Origin of the sequence: Streptomyces sp. TSRI0281 (assembly GCF_001905125.1) — a bacterium.
Taxonomy (GTDB): Bacteria; Actinomycetota; Actinomycetes; order Streptomycetales; family Streptomycetaceae; genus Streptomyces.
Map to the genome: position 1 here is coordinate 462,327 of NZ_LWLE01000036.1, position 18,482 is coordinate 480,808.

General features: G+C 67.3%; 16 protein-coding genes, 1 tRNA gene and 1 pseudogene. 7 read left to right on the forward strand and 11 right to left on the reverse strand.

All coding sequences use genetic code 11. The annotated features are described in order from the left end of the window. Positions 1 to 2,070: 2,070 nt before the first annotated feature. On the reverse strand, positions 2,071 to 3,432 hold the full coding sequence (locus A6A29_RS46065) for a YDG/SRA domain-containing protein (protein ID WP_198953550.1): 1,362 nt from the start codon (positions 3,430 to 3,432) through the stop codon (positions 2,071 to 2,073). A 115-nt stretch (positions 3,433 to 3,547) separates the two neighbouring features. Between A6A29_RS46065 and A6A29_RS38895 the strand changes: the two are divergent. Further along, positions 3,548 to 3,964 (forward strand): annotated as a pseudogene (locus A6A29_RS38895) (transposase); the annotation flags it as partial. Between the two features lie 49 nt (positions 3,965 to 4,013). After that, positions 4,014 to 4,822, forward strand: a protein-coding gene (locus A6A29_RS44600; protein ID WP_385732678.1) for an IS5 family transposase whose coding sequence is annotated in 2 segments (ribosomal slippage) — positions 4,014 to 4,362 and positions 4,362 to 4,822 — 810 coding nt in all. Because the reading frame shifts where the segments join, the coding sequence is not laid out codon by codon here. 131 nt (positions 4,823 to 4,953) lie between these two features. On the opposite strand, the gene A6A29_RS45605 is transcribed toward A6A29_RS44600, so the two are convergent. Together A6A29_RS45605 and A6A29_RS38910 are read right to left on the reverse strand one after the other, a co-directional pair. Continuing rightward, a tRNA-OTHER gene (locus tag A6A29_RS45605) sits at positions 4,954 to 5,030 on the reverse strand. 230 nt (positions 5,031 to 5,260) lie between these two features. Continuing rightward, positions 5,261 to 5,839 carry a TetR/AcrR family transcriptional regulator gene (locus tag A6A29_RS38910; protein ID WP_073728067.1) on the reverse strand — a complete coding sequence of 193 codons (579 nt, stop codon included), beginning with the start codon at positions 5,837 to 5,839 and terminating at the stop codon, positions 5,261 to 5,263. 163 nt (positions 5,840 to 6,002) lie between these two features. Between A6A29_RS38910 and A6A29_RS38915 the strand changes: the two genes are divergently transcribed. From A6A29_RS38915 to A6A29_RS38925, 3 genes are all read left to right on the forward strand, one after another. Continuing rightward, the gene (locus A6A29_RS38915; RefSeq protein WP_073728069.1) at positions 6,003 to 7,517 is read left to right on the forward strand and encodes an MFS transporter; all 1,515 of its coding nucleotides are present in this window, start codon (positions 6,003 to 6,005) and stop codon (positions 7,515 to 7,517) included. Between the two features lie 106 nt (positions 7,518 to 7,623). Further along, a complete protein-coding gene (locus A6A29_RS38920) occupies positions 7,624 to 8,517 on the forward strand; it encodes an SDR family oxidoreductase (protein WP_073728071.1) in 894 nt (297 codons plus the stop codon). Positions 8,518 to 8,615: 98 nt separating this feature from the next. Continuing rightward, positions 8,616 to 9,281 carry an O-methyltransferase gene (locus A6A29_RS38925; protein ID WP_241838802.1) on the forward strand — a complete coding sequence of 222 codons (666 nt, stop codon included), beginning with the start codon at positions 8,616 to 8,618 and terminating at the stop codon, positions 9,279 to 9,281. 123 nt (positions 9,282 to 9,404) lie between these two features. Here the strand turns inward: A6A29_RS38925 and A6A29_RS38930 are convergent, their stop codons facing one another. The 5 genes from A6A29_RS38930 to A6A29_RS38950 all read right to left on the reverse strand — a co-directional run bounded on the left by A6A29_RS38930 (position 9,405) and on the right by A6A29_RS38950 (position 15,718). Continuing rightward, a complete protein-coding gene (locus tag A6A29_RS38930) occupies positions 9,405 to 10,238 on the reverse strand; it encodes a PIG-L family deacetylase (RefSeq protein WP_073728073.1) in 834 nt (277 codons plus the stop codon). A 746-nt stretch (positions 10,239 to 10,984) separates the two neighbouring features. Beyond that, a complete protein-coding gene (gene dacB, locus A6A29_RS38935) occupies positions 10,985 to 12,613 on the reverse strand; it encodes a D-alanyl-D-alanine carboxypeptidase/D-alanyl-D-alanine endopeptidase (protein WP_385732688.1) in 1,629 nt (542 codons plus the stop codon). A gap of 665 nt (positions 12,614 to 13,278) precedes the next feature. Then, positions 13,279 to 13,944 carry a response regulator transcription factor gene (locus A6A29_RS38940; protein ID WP_073728077.1) on the reverse strand — a complete coding sequence of 222 codons (666 nt, stop codon included), beginning with the start codon at positions 13,942 to 13,944 and terminating at the stop codon, positions 13,279 to 13,281. Continuing rightward, positions 13,941 to 15,047 carry a sensor histidine kinase gene (locus A6A29_RS38945; RefSeq protein WP_073728079.1) on the reverse strand — a complete coding sequence of 369 codons (1,107 nt, stop codon included), beginning with the start codon at positions 15,045 to 15,047 and terminating at the stop codon, positions 13,941 to 13,943. The genes A6A29_RS38940 and A6A29_RS38945 overlap by 4 nt, the downstream gene beginning before the upstream one ends. Before the next feature lie 125 nt (positions 15,048 to 15,172). Next, complete coding sequence (locus tag A6A29_RS38950; RefSeq protein ID WP_073728081.1) at positions 15,173 to 15,718, reverse strand: hypothetical protein; 546 nt, start codon at positions 15,716 to 15,718, stop codon at positions 15,173 to 15,175. A gap of 227 nt (positions 15,719 to 15,945) precedes the next feature. On the opposite strand from A6A29_RS38950, the gene A6A29_RS45610 reads away from it, so the two are divergent. Beyond that, positions 15,946 to 16,098, forward strand: a complete 153-nt coding sequence (locus A6A29_RS45610; RefSeq protein WP_158074503.1) for a hypothetical protein — start codon at positions 15,946 to 15,948, stop codon at positions 16,096 to 16,098. A gap of 75 nt (positions 16,099 to 16,173) precedes the next feature. After that, the gene (locus A6A29_RS38960) at positions 16,174 to 16,902 is read left to right on the forward strand and encodes a hypothetical protein (RefSeq protein ID WP_198953551.1); all 729 of its coding nucleotides are present in this window, start codon (positions 16,174 to 16,176) and stop codon (positions 16,900 to 16,902) included. 277 nt (positions 16,903 to 17,179) lie between these two features. Here the strand turns inward: A6A29_RS38960 and A6A29_RS38965 are convergent, their stop codons facing one another. The 3 genes from A6A29_RS38965 to A6A29_RS38975 are packed head-to-tail and all read right to left on the reverse strand — an operon-like array spanning position 17,180 to position 18,089. Next, a complete protein-coding gene (locus tag A6A29_RS38965; protein ID WP_073728083.1) occupies positions 17,180 to 17,503 on the reverse strand; it encodes a hypothetical protein in 324 nt (107 codons plus the stop codon). After that, positions 17,500 to 17,865 carry a hypothetical protein gene (locus A6A29_RS38970; protein WP_073728084.1) on the reverse strand — a complete coding sequence of 122 codons (366 nt, stop codon included), beginning with the start codon at positions 17,863 to 17,865 and terminating at the stop codon, positions 17,500 to 17,502. The genes A6A29_RS38965 and A6A29_RS38970 overlap by 4 nt, the downstream gene beginning before the upstream one ends. Before the next feature lie 29 nt (positions 17,866 to 17,894). After that, entirely contained in the window at positions 17,895 to 18,089 is a 195-nt protein-coding gene (locus tag A6A29_RS38975; protein ID WP_073728184.1) for a type II toxin-antitoxin system Phd/YefM family antitoxin, read from the reverse strand. Positions 18,090 to 18,482 lie beyond the last annotated feature (393 nt).

Genomic DNA, 18,482 nt, shown 5'->3' on the forward strand with positions numbered 1-18,482 from the left:
TCCCGGGGCACCGGATGGGCCCACAGCGTGAGCTGGCTGGCAGGAGGGGGGAGCACGTGACTGACCTCTAGTAGAGGCAGAAGTCGTGGGGGTGTTGAATAGCGATATCAGCTCGGTGCTTTGCCGATGGGCCCATGTCGGTGCTCCCAAGCCCCGGGGGCAGACGGGAGATCGTGCTGTCCCCCTTGCACAAGGACCTCTGTCGGCAGCGTGAGTGGTTCGCGCAGTGGGGCCGGCCGGGCTGGCCTTCGTTGGCGAGAGGGGTCAGCACTATGCGAAACTCACATTCGGGTGTGAGTGGCGTGGCGTCTGCGACAAGGCCGGGCTGCCTGAGTGCGGCATGCAGCACAGAGGCAACCCGGCTCGTGCCCAGCAGTGTGCCAAGTTCAAGGACCTCATGGTCTGAGCTGGCCAGCCATTCGAGCGCGCGGCTGACCTCTTGGTGCTTCGCCAAGAAGCACCCGCGTAGGCCCGCCGCCACCAAACCAGCTAAGTGGCTAACGCTGTGGAGCAGACCAATCCAACCACGGCAACTTTTTCTCACCGCGTTATTAGTCCAGCCGTGCGAGCTGCCTTGATGAAGTGGCGAAAGTTCCGCGAAGTCTTGCCGTCGCGGCTTTGCCAGTGGGTACCGACCGTGCCCAGGATATCCAGAAGGTAGATTGTATAATTCTGGACATTCGGTCGATCATCTATTACGAGGTGCTCGTATCTGCGCTCTCCATCGAGCCACAACTCCGTGCCGCACTCGGTGACGCCCGAGCGTACAAACGGCTGGCTGGTTCTACCACCTGAGGGACGTGCCGGTTCACAGTCACTCCAACCCTTACCGAGCACCGTGTCGTCTTCCTCGAGATCGGTAGCCACGTGCGCATCAAAGAGAGTGGCCTCATGACCTATATCGAAGGCAACCCGGTCCAGCCCGTTCGGTGTTTGCGCTACGGGAAGGCCACCTGATGGGAACGCGAAGGGAGGCCGCCGGTGCTTCGATGCCTTGGGGCAGTTCTGATTCGGGCGCGGGCCGCGAGATACCGATGAACGGATGGGTAGGGGCTGCGTGCGCCCGAGAGCATCGGAGAGCGGGAGCGGCACAAGGCCCGGTTGCTCGTCGGCACGCCGGATGGCTGCCACTTCTTCGACCTTCGCCACACCAGGCACACCCTGGCTACCCGATCCGGAGCCACTCCCAAGGACACGATGGTTCGGACCTGCCAATCGTCGGAGAAGGCCGCGCTGATCGACCAGCACTGGGATCTTGAGCGACAGCAGGAGGCGTGCGCAGGCTAGATGATCTAGTGCGCGTCACCCTCGAGAAGTCCAAGGTGGACCCTTCTGTTGGGATCTGGTGCGGGACGCCTGACCTGGTGCAGACAACAGAGAAGCCCCCGGCTGTTGGCCTGGGGCTCTGTCATGGGGCGGGTGACGAGAATTGAACTCGCGCTCCGAGATTGGTAATCAGCGGCTTTTGGCAGGTTGAAGTGCCTCTGGCCGGCACGTTTTCTTAGAGCGGGCTGGTTGACTGTGGCGCTCGGATGCCGATCCCGACCGCCGTTGTCCGCTCCGAAGGGCACGGACGGGGCACGGCGAACATCTTCGAGGTAGCCGCCATTGCAGCAGTCGCTGCCCCCTGTACGCGTATAAGAACCTCGTCGTCTCGTGCGACATCCAGGGCTACAGTCCTCCATTGCCTTGGGGAAATCGCGTATGCACTCCGGCAGTCAATGGTTCCGTCGTCTTTGAGGCTACCCATGTACTAGCCTCTGTCGTCGATAAGATCCAGCGAGCAGAGTCTGTGGAGCCCGATCACGATCTCCGGCCGTACTTCCTCGCTGTTGGCTGGGCCGCCAAGCCACACTGTCGAACGACCTGCGTCGCGCAGGACTGCCTCTTGGTCTCCAGAGATATCGCGGTCCTTGCAAGGTTCCAGCTTATGTAAGGTCGTGACCCCGAGTGGTATCAGGTGTATGGCGACAGATCGGTGTGCTCGGACGAAGGCGCCGGGTGCTGTTGTGTAGGACCTGCACCTACTCAACGCGAAGCGAGGGATCTTTCCTTCGGGCCCCGGGCGGTTCACTCGGGCAATCCGTGGAGAACTCGGTGGCGCGCGAAGTGTTGCCTGTCTAGACGATGATCCGGAGTCTCGCGGAGACGGCCGAGCACCGTGCTGTCAGCGCGGGCCATGACTGTGAGGTCGTCGTTAATGATCAACATTCCTTGATCGAAGAGTACGTGGTGGTTGGGACACAGACAGAGCACGTTCCCGAGCACATCAGGACCGTTATGTGGCGACCCTAGTGGGCGAATGTGCGCCGCCTCCGCGTAGCCACCGTCCCGACCCAGTATGCGGATTCCGCAGACCTGGCACGTGTAGTCATGCATCTGCTTCACCAGGTTCGCGGTTGCGGTGCTGCGCACGATTCGCTGAATCGAGGAGGCGGAGCCGGGGCGGTCGCCGTCGTGCCGATCCTCCTGTCTCACTGCCGAAACGGGCGTTGACAGATTACTTTCGCTTTGTTCTGCCGTTGTGAGCTGAACTAGGCGGAATCGCCATACCCTGTAGCCGTGCGAGCTTTGCTCGGACCAGTAGTCCTCCACCTTGAATAGGCCGACGTACTGGTAGAGCCAGGAATGAGAGCCTGTAGTGATCCGCCGGATCACTCGGACGGGAGCGCCGATGGCAGCGCTTGTTGCGAGGGCCGCGTTTCCCCGCGTCAGTTGCTGATCACGTGCCAGGCGGCCGGTCTCTGGGTTCAGCCCGCCCTCACCGGTGTAGACGATCACATCCCCGTAGTCATCGTCTCCGGGGTAGTTGTCAGACACGATGACTGATTCTGCGCCGAGACCTTGCCGGCCAGTGATGCCGGCCATCAATTGCCGGTGCACACCGGCCCGGGCCAACGCTCCTCGACTGTCGAACTTCTGGCCAGGTAGCACTCCAGCTACCATGCCGAATCCGTTGGAATGCGTGGTATCTGAGGGGGCCGGCTGCCCTCCGGGAAGCGCTTTTGCCAGTTGCCTGACCTTGGCCCGTTCTTCCTTGCGGGCAGTTCGTGCCCGCAAGAGAGTCTCGCCGACCAGTGACTCACGGACGGAGGACACCGGCGAAGCCTGGTCAGCCTCACACAGGACGGACAGTCCGTCGAGGAGTTCACTGAGGCGTTCGGCCGTCGGGAGTGTCCTTCCTTCGAGGTACGAATCGATTGTGCGCGCGCTCAAGTTGCAGTGGCGTGCCGCTCGTTCAGTCGCAGGAGTGCCGCACTCCTGCCACAACTCAAGCAACTGTTGCGTGAAGTCCACTTCTTCAGGTGTGCGACGTGTCGTAGCGATTCCTCTTAGCCGCGCAGACTCCGCCATGGACTCTTCGGTCTGGCGACGCCGTTCCAGCCACAATCGCCGATCTGTCTCGCCACCACCGATCCAGGCGTCGATCATGGCACCCAGGGTCTGAACGCTTGGCAAGCGAGTACCGCTCAGTGCCGCGTAGACAGCAGTCCGGGACGCGCCGCGGAGGACCGCCATTTCGACCGTGCCCTGCGTTCTGTCTTTCATATCGGAACTCCACCGACGCCACCGGGCCATCGAGTTCAAGAAGTTCCTGATCCGAATCGACAAGGCCGTTCCCACCGGCCTGGACGTGCACTTGGTGTGTGACAACTACGCCACCCACCACACCGCCGAGATCAGGACCTGGCTCGGTAAGCACCCCCGCTTCCACATCCACTTCACTCCCACCGGTTCCTCCTGGATGAACCAGGTCGAGCGGTGGTTCGGCCTGCTGACCGACAAACTCATCCGCCGCGGCGTCCACACCTCCGTCAAAGCCCTGGAGGACGACATCCGCGCATGGATCAAGCAGTGGAACCAGGACCCGAAACCCTTCATCTGGACCAAAACAGCCGACGAGGCCCTCAACTCGCTCGCCGACTACCTCACCAAGATCGACCCACCAACCATCAATACCTGAGAGCTACTTAGAAGTCATCTCATTTGGGTGACTCGGTATTCTGTGAGTCATGGTGGGGATCGTTGAGCGGCTGGTGCCGGACGAGTTGTGGGAGTTGTTCCAGCGGGTGGTGCCGGAGGCGCCGTCGCGGCCGCAGGGCGGTGGTCGGCGTCGGCACGGCGACCGGGAAGTGCTGGCCGCGATCGTCTTCGTGGCCACGTCGGGTTGTACCTGGCTGCAGCTGCCTTCGGCGTCGTTCGGCCCGTCCGGAGCGACCGCCCACCGGCGGTTCTCGGAGTGGTCGAAGGCCAGGGTGTGGGCCAAGCTCCACCGCCTGGTCCTCGATGAACTCGGTGCCCGCGGCGAGCTGGACTGGTCGCGTTGCGCGATCGACTCGGTGAACATGCGGGCCCTGAAAAAGGGGACCTGACAGGTCCGAATCCTGTCGACAGGGGCAAGTACGGCTCGAAGATCCACCTGATCACGGAACGGTCCGGTCTGCCCATATCCGTCGGCATCTCCGGGGCCAACCTGCACGACAGCCAGGCCCTGATCCCGCTCGTGAAGGGCATCCCGCCGATCCGCTCACGCCGCGGCCGGCGACGGCGCAAGCCCGGCAAACTCCACGCCGACAAGGGCTACGACTACGCCCACCTGCGGCGATGGTTACGCGAGCGCGGCATCACCCACCGCATCGCCCGCAAGGGAGTCGAGTCCTCGCAACGGCTGGGCCGCCACCGCTGGACCGTGGAACGCACCATGGCCTGGCTCGCCGGCTGCCGCCGCCTCCACCGACGCTACGAACGCAAAGCCGACCACTTCCTCGCCTTCACCAGCATCGCCTGCACCCTCATCTGCTACCGCAGGCTCGCCAAATGAGATGACTTCTTAGAGCTCCCATTTGCGGCGCAGGACACTAGCGGCCTAACACCTTGGGGAGAAGTCTCTTGTGGGAAGCCCGTGGTACAGGGACACGAAAAGCCCCGGGCCATTGGCCCGGGGCTTTGCCGTGGAGCGGGTGACAAGAGTCGAACTCGTGCTCCGAGTACGGGAATCACTCGCCGCTCACGCGCGCACATACGCCCGCCGACCTGTGGGAGTGGGCTGGTGCCGCCCGGGTCCACGTGACGTATCGGCACTCGCTCCGACCGCTCTTCACCAGTTGCCGCCGGCGCGTTGTGGCACGGCCACAGCCGGTGCGGTCCGCGGATCGCCGCCTGGCGGGTGACGTGGAAACCAGGCTCCGTACCGGCCTCGTCCGCTTCGGGCGTGCTGCGTGTGGCGGGCTGCGTGCTGCGTGCTGCGTGCTGGGGAGCCTCACGTCCCCGGATGGCTGAGGGTGCGCACGAACTGCTCCGCGAGCTGTTCGGTGTCGAGGCCATCCGCGCTGCGCCCGGACAGGATGTGGAAGAAGGGCGGCCCGATCAGGAGGGCGGTCGCCTGTTCGAGCGAGAGGGCGGTGCCGCTCGACTTCCGCGCCGCCTCCACGACCTGTGCGGCGCTTTCCCCGAGGATGTCGCGGGAGGCGAGCAGCGCGGCGACGTCCGCGTCGTGCTGGGCTTCCCCGATCAGGGCGCGGTAGGCCGCACCTGCGTGGGAGCGGGACAAGAAGGTGACGAGGGCGTCGAGATACGCCTTGAGGTCCTTGCGGGGGTCGTCGCTGCCGGACACGGACAGTTCGTGCTGGGCATCGATGGCGCTGGCCTCATAGAGGACTTCCGCCTTGTTCGACCACCAGCGGTACACGGTCTGACGGCCCACGCCCGCCCGCTCGGCGATGCCCTTCATGGTCAGGGCCGCGTACCCGACTTCGACCAGAAGGTCGTCGACGGCGTGCAGCACGGCGGCGCGTGCGCTTTCACTGCGGGGCCGTCCGCGACCACTTCCATCCACCATGTCGCCACTGTATACGAGGCGCAGTGTCTCGTATGTGTTACCTTAACGGAGCACGGTGACTCGTAAATGGATGTCCGGCCTTCCTCGCCCTGTCCCGGGAGGGCATGCCGGGCGGTGCCCCACCGTGCTTCGTGTACGGCAATCCCAGAAGGAATCGAGAGCAATGGCTCCCCTACCGGAGGGCGCTCCGCGCCCGGCGCAGCGGTCCGGCCCGGTGCTCGCCTGCGTGAGTGTGTGCACTGCCCTGGTCGTCGGATTCGTCGCGGCGATCAACCTGGCAGTGCCGCAGCTGGCCGCGAGTTCACTTCGGCCGACCTCGTCGAACCTGCTGTGGATCGTCGACGCCTATGTCGTGATCTTCGCCTGCCTGGTCATCCCCGCCGGTGCGGCCGGCGACAAGCTCGGCCGCAAGGGCGTCCTCATGGCGGGGCTCGGCATATTCGCGTGCGGCGCCGTTGTGTCGGCCATGGCGCCGAACGTGGCGATCATGCTGATCGGGCGCGCCATCACGGGCCTCGGCGCCGCGTGCGTCCTGCCCAACTGCGTCGGCGTCCTGCTGCACGCCACTGCTCCCGAGCGGCGCCCTCATGTGCTGGCAGTCTGGGCGGCGGCCACCGGTATCGGCGGCGTCGTCGGCAACGTCGGAGGCGGCGCGGTGCTCGGCGCGGGCTCCTGGCGCGCGTTGTTTGCGACGGTCGCCCTCATCGCGGCCTGCTGCCTGGCGTGGGTGGCACGGTCCGTGCCGCGCAGTGCTCGGATCGACCGCACCCTCGACCTGCCGGGCACGCTGCTGTTCGTGGCAGCCTTCGTGACACTGCTGACGGGAATCATCGAAGGGCCCGAACAGGGCTGGGGCAGCCCGGTCGTCCTCATCGCCTTCGCCTGCAGCGTGCTGCTGAGCCTGTGCTGGGTGCGTGTCGAGCTGCGCGTCCCCCATCCCCTGCTCGACCCGCGGCTGTTCCGCAGCCCGGTACTCAGCAGCGCCGCCCTCGGCATGACCATCACCTTCTTCGGAAGCTTCGGGCTCTTCTACGTCAACGCCTCGCTCCTGCAGTACGGGCGCGGCTTCTCCGTACTGGAGGCAGGGCTCGGGATCATCCCGCTGACCGTCCCGCTCCTGGTGGGCACCCGCTACGTTCCCGGGCTCATCCGCCGCTTCGGGATCCCCGCGACGCTCTCCGCGGCCTTCGCGCTCACCAGCGGCGGCCTGCTCGGACTCTCGTACGCCTCGACCATGGCCTACCCCGTGTACGCGGCCGGTCTGTTCGTCATCGGGCTCGGCATCATGCTGGCCGCGCCCTGTCTGACCGCGCAGATCGCTTCTGCCCTGCCCGTGGAGAGGGCGGGCATCGCCGGAGGTCTGCAGTCCGCGACCCGCGAACTGGGCAGCGCTCTGGGTGTGGCTGTCGTCGGCACCATCCTCACAGCCGGGTTCACACACCACCTGGCCGCCGACCCGATCCGGCCCACGCCGCTCCCGCGAACGGTGCAGGAAGCGCTCACGCCGGCACCGGCCGACCACACCGCCGTCACCGAAGCGTTCACCCACTCCGCCGTCACCGAAGCGTTCACCCACGGCGCCAACACCGCGCTGCGCGCCGCGGCCCTCGTCGTGCTCCTGGCCGGAGCCCTGGTCGTCGTCGGCGCCCGCCGCGCCCACCGGACCGCCCCGCGGTAGCAGAGGGGCCTCACGCCACCTGACTCGGCGTCGGCGCCGTGATCAGGGCACTCCCACCCATCTCCGCCATTCCCATGCCCTTTTCAGGGCGAAGGAGGACACGCTCATGCGTGCATTTGTCACTGGAGCGACCGGCTGGATCGGATCTGCCGTTGTCGACGAGCTCATCTCGTCGGGCCACCAGGTCATCGGCCTGGCCCGATCCGACCGGGCCGAGCAGGCTCTCGCGGCCAAGGGCGCGGGCGTCGTCCGCGGTGACCTGGATGATCCCGCCTCGCTGCGGCGGGGCGCCGCCCGTGCGGACGCGGTCATCCACCTGGCCAACAAGCACGACTGGGGCAACCCTGCCGAGTCCGACCGCTCCGAACGCGCTGCGGTCCGGACCCTGGGCGACACCCTGGCCGGAACCGACCGCCCGTTCGTTGTCGCCGCGCCTCTCTCCGGCCTCGTCGAGGGCAGGCCCGCCACGGAGGCCGATGTCTCTCCGGCCATCGGCCCGGACTCCAATCGGGGCGGCAGCGAGAACCTTGCCCTGGACTACGTGGCCCAGGGTGTGAGGACCGTGATCACACGGTTCGCACCGAGCGTTCACGGCGGCGGCGACTGGGGGTTCGTCGACTTTCTCACCGCGGCCGCCCGCAGGCAAGGAGTCTCCGGCTACATCGGTGACGGCTCCGCTGCCTGGTCGGCGGTGCACCGCGACGATGCCGCCCGCATCGTCCGCCTCGGCATGGAGCAGGCACCCGCGGGGACGCGCCTGCATGCCGTCGCCGAGGAGGCCGTCACCACCAAGGCGATCGCCGAAGCGATCGGCCGCAGCCTCGGCCTGCCGGTCGAATCCGTCGCCCCGGAGGACGCCGGAGCCCATTTCGGCTTCGTCGGCAGTTTCTTCGCCTCCGCCATGACCGCGTCCAACAACGCGACCAGGCAGCTTCTCGCCTGGGAGCCCACCGGGCCGTCCCTGCTCGCGGACATTGACGCAGGTGCCTACACGGCCTGACGAGACGGCCCGGCGCAGACACGGGAGGACGGCCTGTCAGCTCCGCCCTCCCGTGACACCCACCCACCCATCGCACCGCCCCAAGGAGCCCAGCAACCGTGCCCACGCATCCCTGCACCCTCGCAGAACCACGTGTCTCCGCCGCCCTGACCCGCATGTTCGAAGCCGCCGCCCGTGACGATGACACCGCGGCACGTCTGTGGGGCGCCCAGCCCCACGACCGAGAGTCGCTCACGGCGCAGGAACTCGCCGACACAGCACAGGAGATCTACATGCCGGTCTCCGCCGACGGAGGCAAACTCCTCTACAACCTCATCCGCGCCGTCAAACCGGCCGTCGTCGTCGAGTTCGGCACCTCGTACGGCATCTCCACCCTGCACCTGGCCGCTGCCGTTCGCGACAACGGCACAGGCCGGGTCATCACCACGGAGATGAGCCGGGCCAAGGCGGCCTCCGCCCGCGACACCTTCGCCGCCACCGGCCTCGACGACGTGATCACCGTGCTGGAGGGGAACGCCCTGCAGACGCTCGCCGCACTGCGGCAGCCGGTCGACTTCTTGTTCCTGGACGGGTGGAAGGACCTCTGCCTGCCCGTCCTGCGACTCCTTGAGCCACACATCGCCCCCGGCACCCTTGTCGTTGCCGACGACGTGGACCTCCCCGACCTCGGTCCCTACCTCGACCACGTCCGCGACACCGTCAACGGCTACCACAGCGTCACCTTCCCCGTTGAGGACGGCCTCGAAATCAGCTGCCGCCTCTGATCAAGCCCCTCCGGACAACCTCGGCGGCCGGCTTCCACCGGCCTCCACCGTCATCCACCGGCTTCCACCGTCGTCCGCCCGTTCAGGCCGATGCGCTCTCGGGCCCCGGCAGGGACGGGCGGATCAGCGCAGTCCGGCGAAAAGATCGGTCTCGGGTACGGCCGAGCCGGTGGTGCCCTTGACACGGGTGAAGGTCTCCATGCCCATCAATGCGCCGAACCTCTCCTTGCCCATCTTGAGGAAGAAGATGTTCTCGCCCTGACTGGCGTGCGCGGCCAGCGCATCGAACTTCTGACCGCTGAATGCGGTGGTGTCCACCCATGTGCTGATCTCGTCGTCGGGGAGGCCGATCTCGGCCATCGCGGCGACTTCGGCAGGATCCGGCTCCGGCATGTCCTCCTGAAACTCGCGCATGACCTCCCCGAACCGCCGCATCGTCGAGTGGGGCATCGTCGTCCAGTACACCTTCGGTGTCAGCGCGGTCATCTCCAGGGCCGCCATCGTGATGCGGTGGGCCTGGATGTGGTCGGGGTGACCGTAGAAGCCGTTCTCGTCGTAGGTGACGACCACATCGGGTCGGTAGTGCCGCATGAGTTCCGCAAGCCGGGCGGCGCCTTCCGCCACGGGGGTCTGCCAGAAGGATCCGGGGGCGTCGTTGCTCGGCCAGCCGGTCATCCCGGAGTCGGCATAGTCCAGCATCTCCAGATCGCTGACCTTCAGGACGTCGCAGCTCGCCTTGAGCTCTTGACGGCGCATCGAGGCGACGGCCGCCGGATCGTGCCCGGGATCGCCCGGCTTGGCACCCCCCGTTCCATCGCCGCACCCGCCGTCGGTACAGGTCACGAGCACCGTGCGGATGCCTTCCGCCGCGTACCGCGCGAGGACCCCTCCGGTACTGGTCGCCTCGTCATCGGGGTGGGCGTGTACTGCCATGAGCGTCAAGGGCCGGTCAGTCATGAAACAGTCCTTCTGTAGAAATACGTCGTGGTCCGAGTACGCGGCGGAGCCGCCGCGATCCTGGGGCCCGGATCCTGGCGGGGCGGACGACCGTGTGGTCTCCGTGTTCTCCGCCCGTGCGGCGCCGGGTCCTCCGGTCGATGCAACCGTCCCGACCGGACCGGCTGTTCCCGGCGCGGCCCCCCCGGCCTTCCGGGCGCCGGCGTTATCGACGCGAACGAGGAACAGACGTGACCTTCACGTCTCGGCGCCACGCCGGATCCGACTGCCATCCGGCACCAGTCGTGAGACCCCGACACGAAAGGCGAAACCTTACAGCGGTCCTGGTGCCCGTTCGCCGGAGGCGGCGAGGAAGGGTCCCCGGGCGCAGCTGACCTGCCGACACTCCGCCGAGGAGCACCAGCGCGGGCGCCGACGCCGACGCCAACGACGCGGTCGTCCGCCGCCGACGCATGTCAGCGGACCCGGGATCCGGCATCGGCCCGGTCAGATCCGCCCACCGGCCCGAGTCCCCGCTCCCGAGGCACTGCCTCGTGGTCAACATGACGTCCCGGTAGGGCACATGTGGCATGCGGCATGACGCGCGGGAAGCCCCAGCCCGTTGGCCTGGGGCTTCTGCGTGGAGCGGGTGACGAGCATCGAACTCGCGCTCCGAGCTCGGGAATCACCGGCAACTCATGCGGGTGTTGCAGCCGCTCGTACCGCGTGGTGTGCGGATCCCCTCAGCCGGCCGCGACGCAGTGCTCTCAGTCTTCTCGCCGCACTGCCTCCTCCTGTAGGTACGCGGAGATCACGGCGAGGTCATCGGCGATATCCAGTACACCGTTGACGTCGGTTGTCGGGGTGGAGGCGCCGTTCACGCCGGCGAAGAAGACGTCGAAGCGGCCGTTGCCCTTGTCCAGGTAGCCGGCGATCGTGATGGCGCCGACGGCCAGGCGGTTGTTGAGTGCGTCCAGCCCGACGGCGGCACCGGTCTTGGCGAACACTTTTCCGCGCGCGGGGCAGTCGGTGCAGTTGTCGGCCAGCAGGCCGTCGACGCCGAGGATGGGCAGCGCGTTCCGGAAGAGCTCCGCCTCGGGGGTGCGATGCCAGTACGTCAGCAACTGCACCACGGCCTTGGGCGTGGTCCGGTCGACGGGGTTTCCGCCGCGGCCGTCCAGGAGTTGGACCTGCTTGCGGTCGACGCCCGCGCGTTCCAGGAAGTCGGCCAGCACCGGGAAGCCGTCCATGCAGTCCTTGCTGCCGGCCGCGACCGCCATCAGACAGATGGCGAGGTTGCCGCCCAGGTTGTGGCTGACCTTGAAGATGAGCTTGGCGTACTGGGAGTACGGCGGGGAGGTGTACAGCGCCACGCGCGGTCGGCCCTCGTACGAGCCGGGGAGTTGGCCGATCGGGTTGGCACCGGTCGGATCGGCGGTCACCTCCACACCGGCCCGCCCCAGCGCCTCGATCAGCGCGGTGCGTCCGAAGGCCGCCGGATCGGCGATGGGTGACACCTTCAAGGCCGGTTCGGAGTCGGCCGCGATCGTGCCGGACAGATGGATCCGCGTGCCGTTGTCGGAGGTCGTCACCTCGATGTCGGTCGGCTCACCCGCCCCCACCGTCCGCACGGTCGACGTGACGCGGTACGGGGCGACTTTCGGCCGCCAGTCCAGTTGCGCGGGCGCGCCGGTGCGGGCGCCGGGGGTGGTCAGCAGGTCGATGAGATTGTCGTTGATGATCAGCGGGGTGGGGACGGGGACGAAGACCGGCTCGGGCTGGAAGAGCCGGTTGTCGACGATCACGTTCCCTTCGACGCGGGTGATGCCGGAACGCCGCACCTGCTGCGCGATCCGGTTGATCCCGGCGAGCGGGTTCTGCGGCGTGAGCGTGGCGCCGGGGAAGTCATTGGCGTACGTGTGGTCGAGGTCTGTGTAGTCCACCGTGCCGTCGGGACGGGTCCTGCCGCCCATGGTGAGGTCACCCTGGGCGACCAGGCCGAGATCGCCGTCCAGTGTGCTTCCGCGTCGCTCGCCGAGCGCGTAGACCGGCGTCTTGAAGCGGTGGTCGCCGCCGAGGGTGTTCCACGCCCCGGAGGTGCCGAACAGCTTGGCCACCGACCCGGGGATGAAGAACTGCTCGGCGAACCGGCTGTGGACGACCCGCCCGCTGTCCGGGTCCTGCTGGAGCAGGCCCCACTGGGCGTTGGCGTAGTCCGGCTTCCGCATGATCTCCGTGATCCGCGGGTCGAGCCGGTCGGAACCGCCGTTCCGGGGCGCCGAGGCCGCGTGGGCTGCCCCGCCCGAAGTCAGGGCCAGAAGCAGCAGGGCACAGCATCCGGCGACAAGGCGATGCCGAAGGGATCCGAAATTCTCTCCTCGCACTGCGATACGCACCGTTCGTCTCGGCAGTTTCCTGTCCATGGGCTCAGGTATGGACCCCGATGGGCGCCGGATACGGGCGGCGCGAACGGTTGTCACCCGAACGGCACGGCGTATTCGTCGAAATGCTCAGCCGAACGCCTGGGTCGGGACAGTCGGTCAGCGACCGCGGCCGAGAGCTCAGCCTTCAGGCTCTTGTCCTCGGCGGGCTCGGACAGCGTGCCCGGACCGCGTGACCGCACAGCTTCCGCGGATGATGGCGAGGGCGCGCCGGGCGAGGGCTTCGATGGTGTCGCGGACGAGGGTGACGCCGGGCGGCGCCGATGGTGACAACGGTGCCGGTGCCTATAGCGCCACCGGGTGAGGTTCTCCGCGTCGGCCACGCGTACTCGCGACCCCTCTACGTACAGCACCCCGTCGAAGACGTCGTCTCCCATGACAGGCCGGATCGATACCCGAGTGAGCGCGGTCGGCCCGAGTCTGGACGACGATGTGTCTGCCGTCGCTACAAGCCGACGCGCTGTCCCAGCCCAGCTCCGGAGGACCGGTGGATCCGATGAGGAGCACCGGATGATGTGTGGAGGAGTCCACGGCCCCAGCCGGCATGACGCCCCTCCTGATCTGCTGAGATGCGCAGGGAGTATCGCCGCGCGAGGTGGAGGCCGAAGAGTTTCGACGACTCAGGCCAGGCCCGCCCCCAGGGCGCGGCGCACGGCGTCGGCGCGGTCCTTGATGTCCGCCTTGGCGAAGAGGTTGTTGATGTGCGTCTTCACCGTGGCCTCGCTGATGAAGAGCTTCTCGGCGATGGCACGGTTCGGCAGGCCCTGGCCGATCAGGGTGAGGACCTCGCGCTCGCGCGGGGTGATGTCGTCGGGCAGCGGCTGTCCGGGGGCCGGGGGCTTGGTGCGGACCGTCTCCAGGAGGCGGTTCTGGACTTCGCGGTCGAGGACGGACTGCCCGGCGGCGGCGGCGCGGATGGCGCGGGTGATGTCCTGGCGCCCCGCGTTCTTGGTGAGGTAGCCGCTGGCGCCCGCGCTCAGCGCGGCCAGGATGGAGTCGTCGTCGGCGAACGTGGTCAGGATGACCACGGCGACCTCGGGGTGCTCCTCGGTGAGCCGCCGGGTCGCCTCGGTGCCGTCCATCACCGGCATCCGCAGGTCCATCAGGACCACGTCGACCGGGCCTGCGGCGACTGCGGCGAGTACTTCGGTGCCGTCGGCGGCCGAGGCGACGACGTCGATGTCCTCGGCCAGACCGAGGACCGCGGCCAGCGGCTCCCGTACGGCAGCCTGGTCGTCGGCGACAATCACACGCAGCCGCTGGGGATTCCGCGTCGGTTCACTCATCCCGGTATCACTGCCTCCACTTGCCAGCCGCCTTCGTCCGGTCCTTCGGTGACCGGGCCCGCAGTGATCGTGCCACCCAGCAGGGCGACCCGTTCCCGCATGCCGATCAGTCCCATTCCGCTGCCGACGCCCGCGCGCACCGCACGGGTCGCCGCGCTGTTGCGGATTCTCAGTGTCGTCGATGCGGCATCGAACGTCAGCTCCACGTGGACCTCGCCGCCGGGTGCGTGCCGGACGGCGTTGGTCAGCGACTCCTGCGCGATCCGCAGCAGGTTCTGCGTGACCTGGGACGGTACGTCGCGCGCGGTGCCGGTGAGGGTGAGGGCGTCGCGGTGGCCGGACGAGTCGAGCATCGCGGTCAGGCTGCCCACCAGCGGCAGGGAGTCCTCACGGAGCGCGTGCACGGTCCACTGGGCCTGCTTCAGGCTCTCCTTGACCATGCTGTGCGCCTTCTGGTTCGCCTGGCGGACCTTCTCCAGGTCACCGGTTTCGATCAGGGCGTCCGCCAGTTCCAGCTGCATGTTGATGCCCGCGAGGGAGTGGGCCAGGACGTCGTGCACGTCGCGGGCGATCCGTCCCCGCTCGGTGAGGACGGCGGCCTGGGCCTCGGCGCGGGCAGCCCGCTCGGCGGACTCCGCGGCCTCGATCACCGCCTGGACGGCGCGCCGGCGGCTGCGGTTGATGATGCCGAGGACGACCGGGGTGCCGGCGGCCAGACCGACCACCCAGGGCAGCAGGTGGTGGCCGGGGCCGATGCGGAAGTACAGGACTCCGCCGCACAGCAGGCCGCAGAACGCCGCGAGGGCCAAGGCCGGCTTGGGCTGCAGCCGGTATCCGGCGTGGCCGACGAGGAAGAACGCGAAGAGGTAGCTCGATCCGCTGCGGCTGACGGCGATCAGGGCGGCCGCGGCGACGATGCCGAGGGTCAGCCAGACCAGGGCGACGCGGGGCGGGACCCTGTGCTCGGGCAGGTGCCGGGCGAGGAGGGCGAGGGAGTTGACGACGATGAGCGCGGCGACCACGAGGCCCCGGCCGCTGAGACCGATCGGCCGCACCGTGATGAACGCGGAGCCGATGACGCAGAGGGTCAGGACCCAGCCCACGCGAGGATCGTGACCTGTGAAGGGCAGGGGGCCGGACGCCCGGTACGGGGCCGAGCCCGTACCGGGCGTGCTCTGCTTTTCCGGGACGCTCTGTGCTTCGGGCACGGCGTGACCATAGTCCACGGTCAGGCCGTACGGTCGAGAGAGGGCGCCGGGGGCGTCGCCGCGGTCGTCCGCGCCTGCCCGCCGTTCACCATCCGGCTCCGGACAAAGATCGTCGCGAGTCGCGTGACGACCTCGGTGAGTGCCATCAGGACGAAGGCCGCGACCCAGGCCTGGTCGGTGGTGATGTGGTGGGCGATGCTGAACCGCGCGACGTTGTCGGCGCCGCCGTGCGAGACCCAGAACTGGAAGCCCATGCGGGCGCCCATGCCGAGCACCCAAAGGATCGCGGAGACCGCGCCGGCCTTGATCAGCAGGTGCTCGCCCGCAACCCGGATGCGGGTGCAGACGCCGCCCGCGATGCCGAGCGCCGCGCCGACGGCCATGAGCACGCCGATCAGCACCAGGTCGTTGCCCGCGGTGGGCACGCTGTCGAGGTACGTGTGGGCCACGAAGGCCACGATCCCCAGCGGGATCAGGAAGGTCTTGAGGTCGAGACGGCCTTCCCGCAGCTGCCGGAAGACGATCAGGACGAGGGCGATGTCGGTGATCCACTCGGTCGTTGTCATGCCCTCAAGCGTGCTCGCGCAGGGCCTCGCGCACCTGGACCCATGGGTGGAACGACGGGTGGAGATCGCCGTCCCGCACTCATCCACCCGGCTCGTGGAATCGCATCAGACCGTAGTCCGGCAGCAGTGCGAAGAAGCGGCTGAACACGCTCAGGTGGAGAAGCCGGAGTACTCGGGCTGAGGCGGCGGCGGCCTCGCCTGCGGGGCACGCAGCGGTCGCGGAGGCGGTGCGGGCTTACCTGGACCAGCGGCGTGAGGATGTGCGCGAGGGCATGGTGGAAGCGCTCAGCGTCCTGGACGGCTCCCTGAAGTCGGACGTCATGCTCCTGACCGGTCTGACATCGGAGGAGATCGACGCGGTCGGCGGGATCGACGAATGACCGTTCACTGCGATGCGTCCCGCCAGGCCCACCCTGCGATGCCTACGCGATGACCTCGGACTCCCCTTACCGGCGGTGACCGACTCCCTGGACGAGATCGAGCACCCGATCCTGGCGAAGACCGCCGAGCAGTTCGCGGCGGACGATGCCAAGCATGAGCGCATCCGCGCTGTCGATGACCAGATGTTGTTCAAGGTGAAGGTCCAGCGCTGGCGCGGGGCGGTCTGGGTGGACGCCGATCTTCCGTGGCTGGTTGCGGCCGGCCACCGTGAGGACGGCTCCACCGACGACTTCTACGCCGCTCGAAGCCGACGGCAAGACCGCCCGAACCCGCTCTACAACGCCGACAACGCCGACGCGCTCAAGTCCGCCACGTACACCGCCCACTTACTCCCCGCTCGCGAGGACCACGTGCGCTATCGCGCCGAAGCGGGAGTCCGTTTCGTCCGGCGGCTCCGGACTGCAGTTCTGACCCTGAGTCGTGCCACCCTCCGGGACGGTCAGGAGCACACGGTGGATTTCGACACCTTCACCGTCGGCCTCCAGGTCCGCGCCGACGACGGCCACGAAACTTACCTCGCGGTGCGGATTACGGGTTCGGTCCCGCCGAACCTCACCACTTTGATCCTGCGCAACGTCCCCGGCTGTGAGGCCAACGGATGGCACCCCGAATACGCCCTGCCGGAGCGGGACCTGCTTCCCGCCGAACAAGCCTGGTCCAACCTGATGGACCTCGTGCGGCCGCCCGACTCCTCGATACGGAGCCGTAGTAGTTGGAACAATAAACAAGGCCCGGGTCGATGACCTGGGCCTTAGTCGTGGAGCGGGTGACGAGAATCGAACTCGCGCTCTGAGCTTGGGAATCAACGGTGCTTGAGTGGAGGGGATGGCTCTGACCTGCACGGTTGCTGGAAATGGGGTAATTTTCTGTAACCCCTGGGAGCCGTACGTGACCGCTGTTCTCCGCTCCGAAGGGCACGGAGGGGGCACGCCGACGGCAGGTCATCAACCTGAGGTGATTTGCCGGAGCGGCGGCAGGAAGCGGAAGCTTCCCGTGGTGCAGACGCTGCTGGCGCAGACGTCAGGCCCAGAAGGCATCGGTGACGACGATCTGTGGGTCGGCGTGGCGGCGCATGAAGGTGTAGATGAGCCAGCCGCGTCCGCCGGCCAGGTCCACGATGTGGGGGCCGCCGGGGTTCGTGGAAGCCAGTGGCCGGACGGTCATCCAGTGCGGGAGCGAGACATCGGCGTCGATTCCCCGGAAGTACGGGTCTTCGGCGGTGATCAGTTCCGCACGAGCACTCATGACCAGGTCACTGCCTTCGGCAGGCATGTTCTGGAAGTCGTGCTGTGCCTGCTTCGTCCAGTCCATCTGCCAAGGCGGCCGGAGTGGTTCGTCGATCACTCTCCGGGCTTCCTCTCGGCGGCTTCGTGCCGGAGGCGGCTGTACTCCTCCAGGAGCCGGATGGATTCCTCGGGGTCATCGGACTCGGCTGCGCGGGCTTCGAGATCGCGAAGGTGCGAGTCGAGAACGGGATTTCGCGCGATGGCGTACTGCGTCCACCACAGGCGCATGAAGGCTGGCACGGGGGTGATGCTGAAGGCGTCGCCAATGACGCGCTTCCAGTGGGCCTCGAAGTCCGGGAGGAGGTGTGGGGTGTGTTCCTGAATGGCCAACCGGAGTGCTTGAGGCGTGCGTTCGGGCATGGGTGGCAACCGCAGGGGTTCCCCCCCGTACCCATCGAAGTGGAGTGCGTGGGCGGGCATGGTTCGGGCTCCTTGATGGGAAGGGTGGGTCAGGCCGCCTCGTGCCGGTCCTCGTGCGACTGGTGCCGACGAGCCATCTCCTCGAACCACTCGGCCGGCACCAAGTAGGCGACCGTCTTCCCCTTGCGGGTGATGGCGGCGGCCTCACCGGCGATCCGGGTCCGGTCCAGGATCTCGCCCATCCCCTTGCGCAGGTCAATGGTTGTGTATGTCTTTGTCTCCATGCACTGAAGCATATAACAACTATCATAGTTGACATATGTGCTCGCGAGGTGCTGGCGACCTGAAGAAGCCGACGGACGCGTTGGGTGCAGAACGGGTACACAGGGCGCTCGATCGGGCTTGAGCAACAACAAAGCCCCCGGCCACTGGCCTGGGGCTTTTTCATGGAGCGGGTGACGAGAATCGAACTCGCGCTCTGAGCTTGGGAAGCACCCGGTACTTGCGCATGTGGATGGCACCTGACCTGCGAAACTGACTGCCGTAGAGGGAATACTGGGATCCCATCCGAACCCGTATTGACCGCTGTGTACCGCCCCTACTGGGCGGTGCCGGGCACGCTGTCGGCGACGGGTGAATCGTGACCCTCTGACAGCGGATCAAAACTGACCCACCTC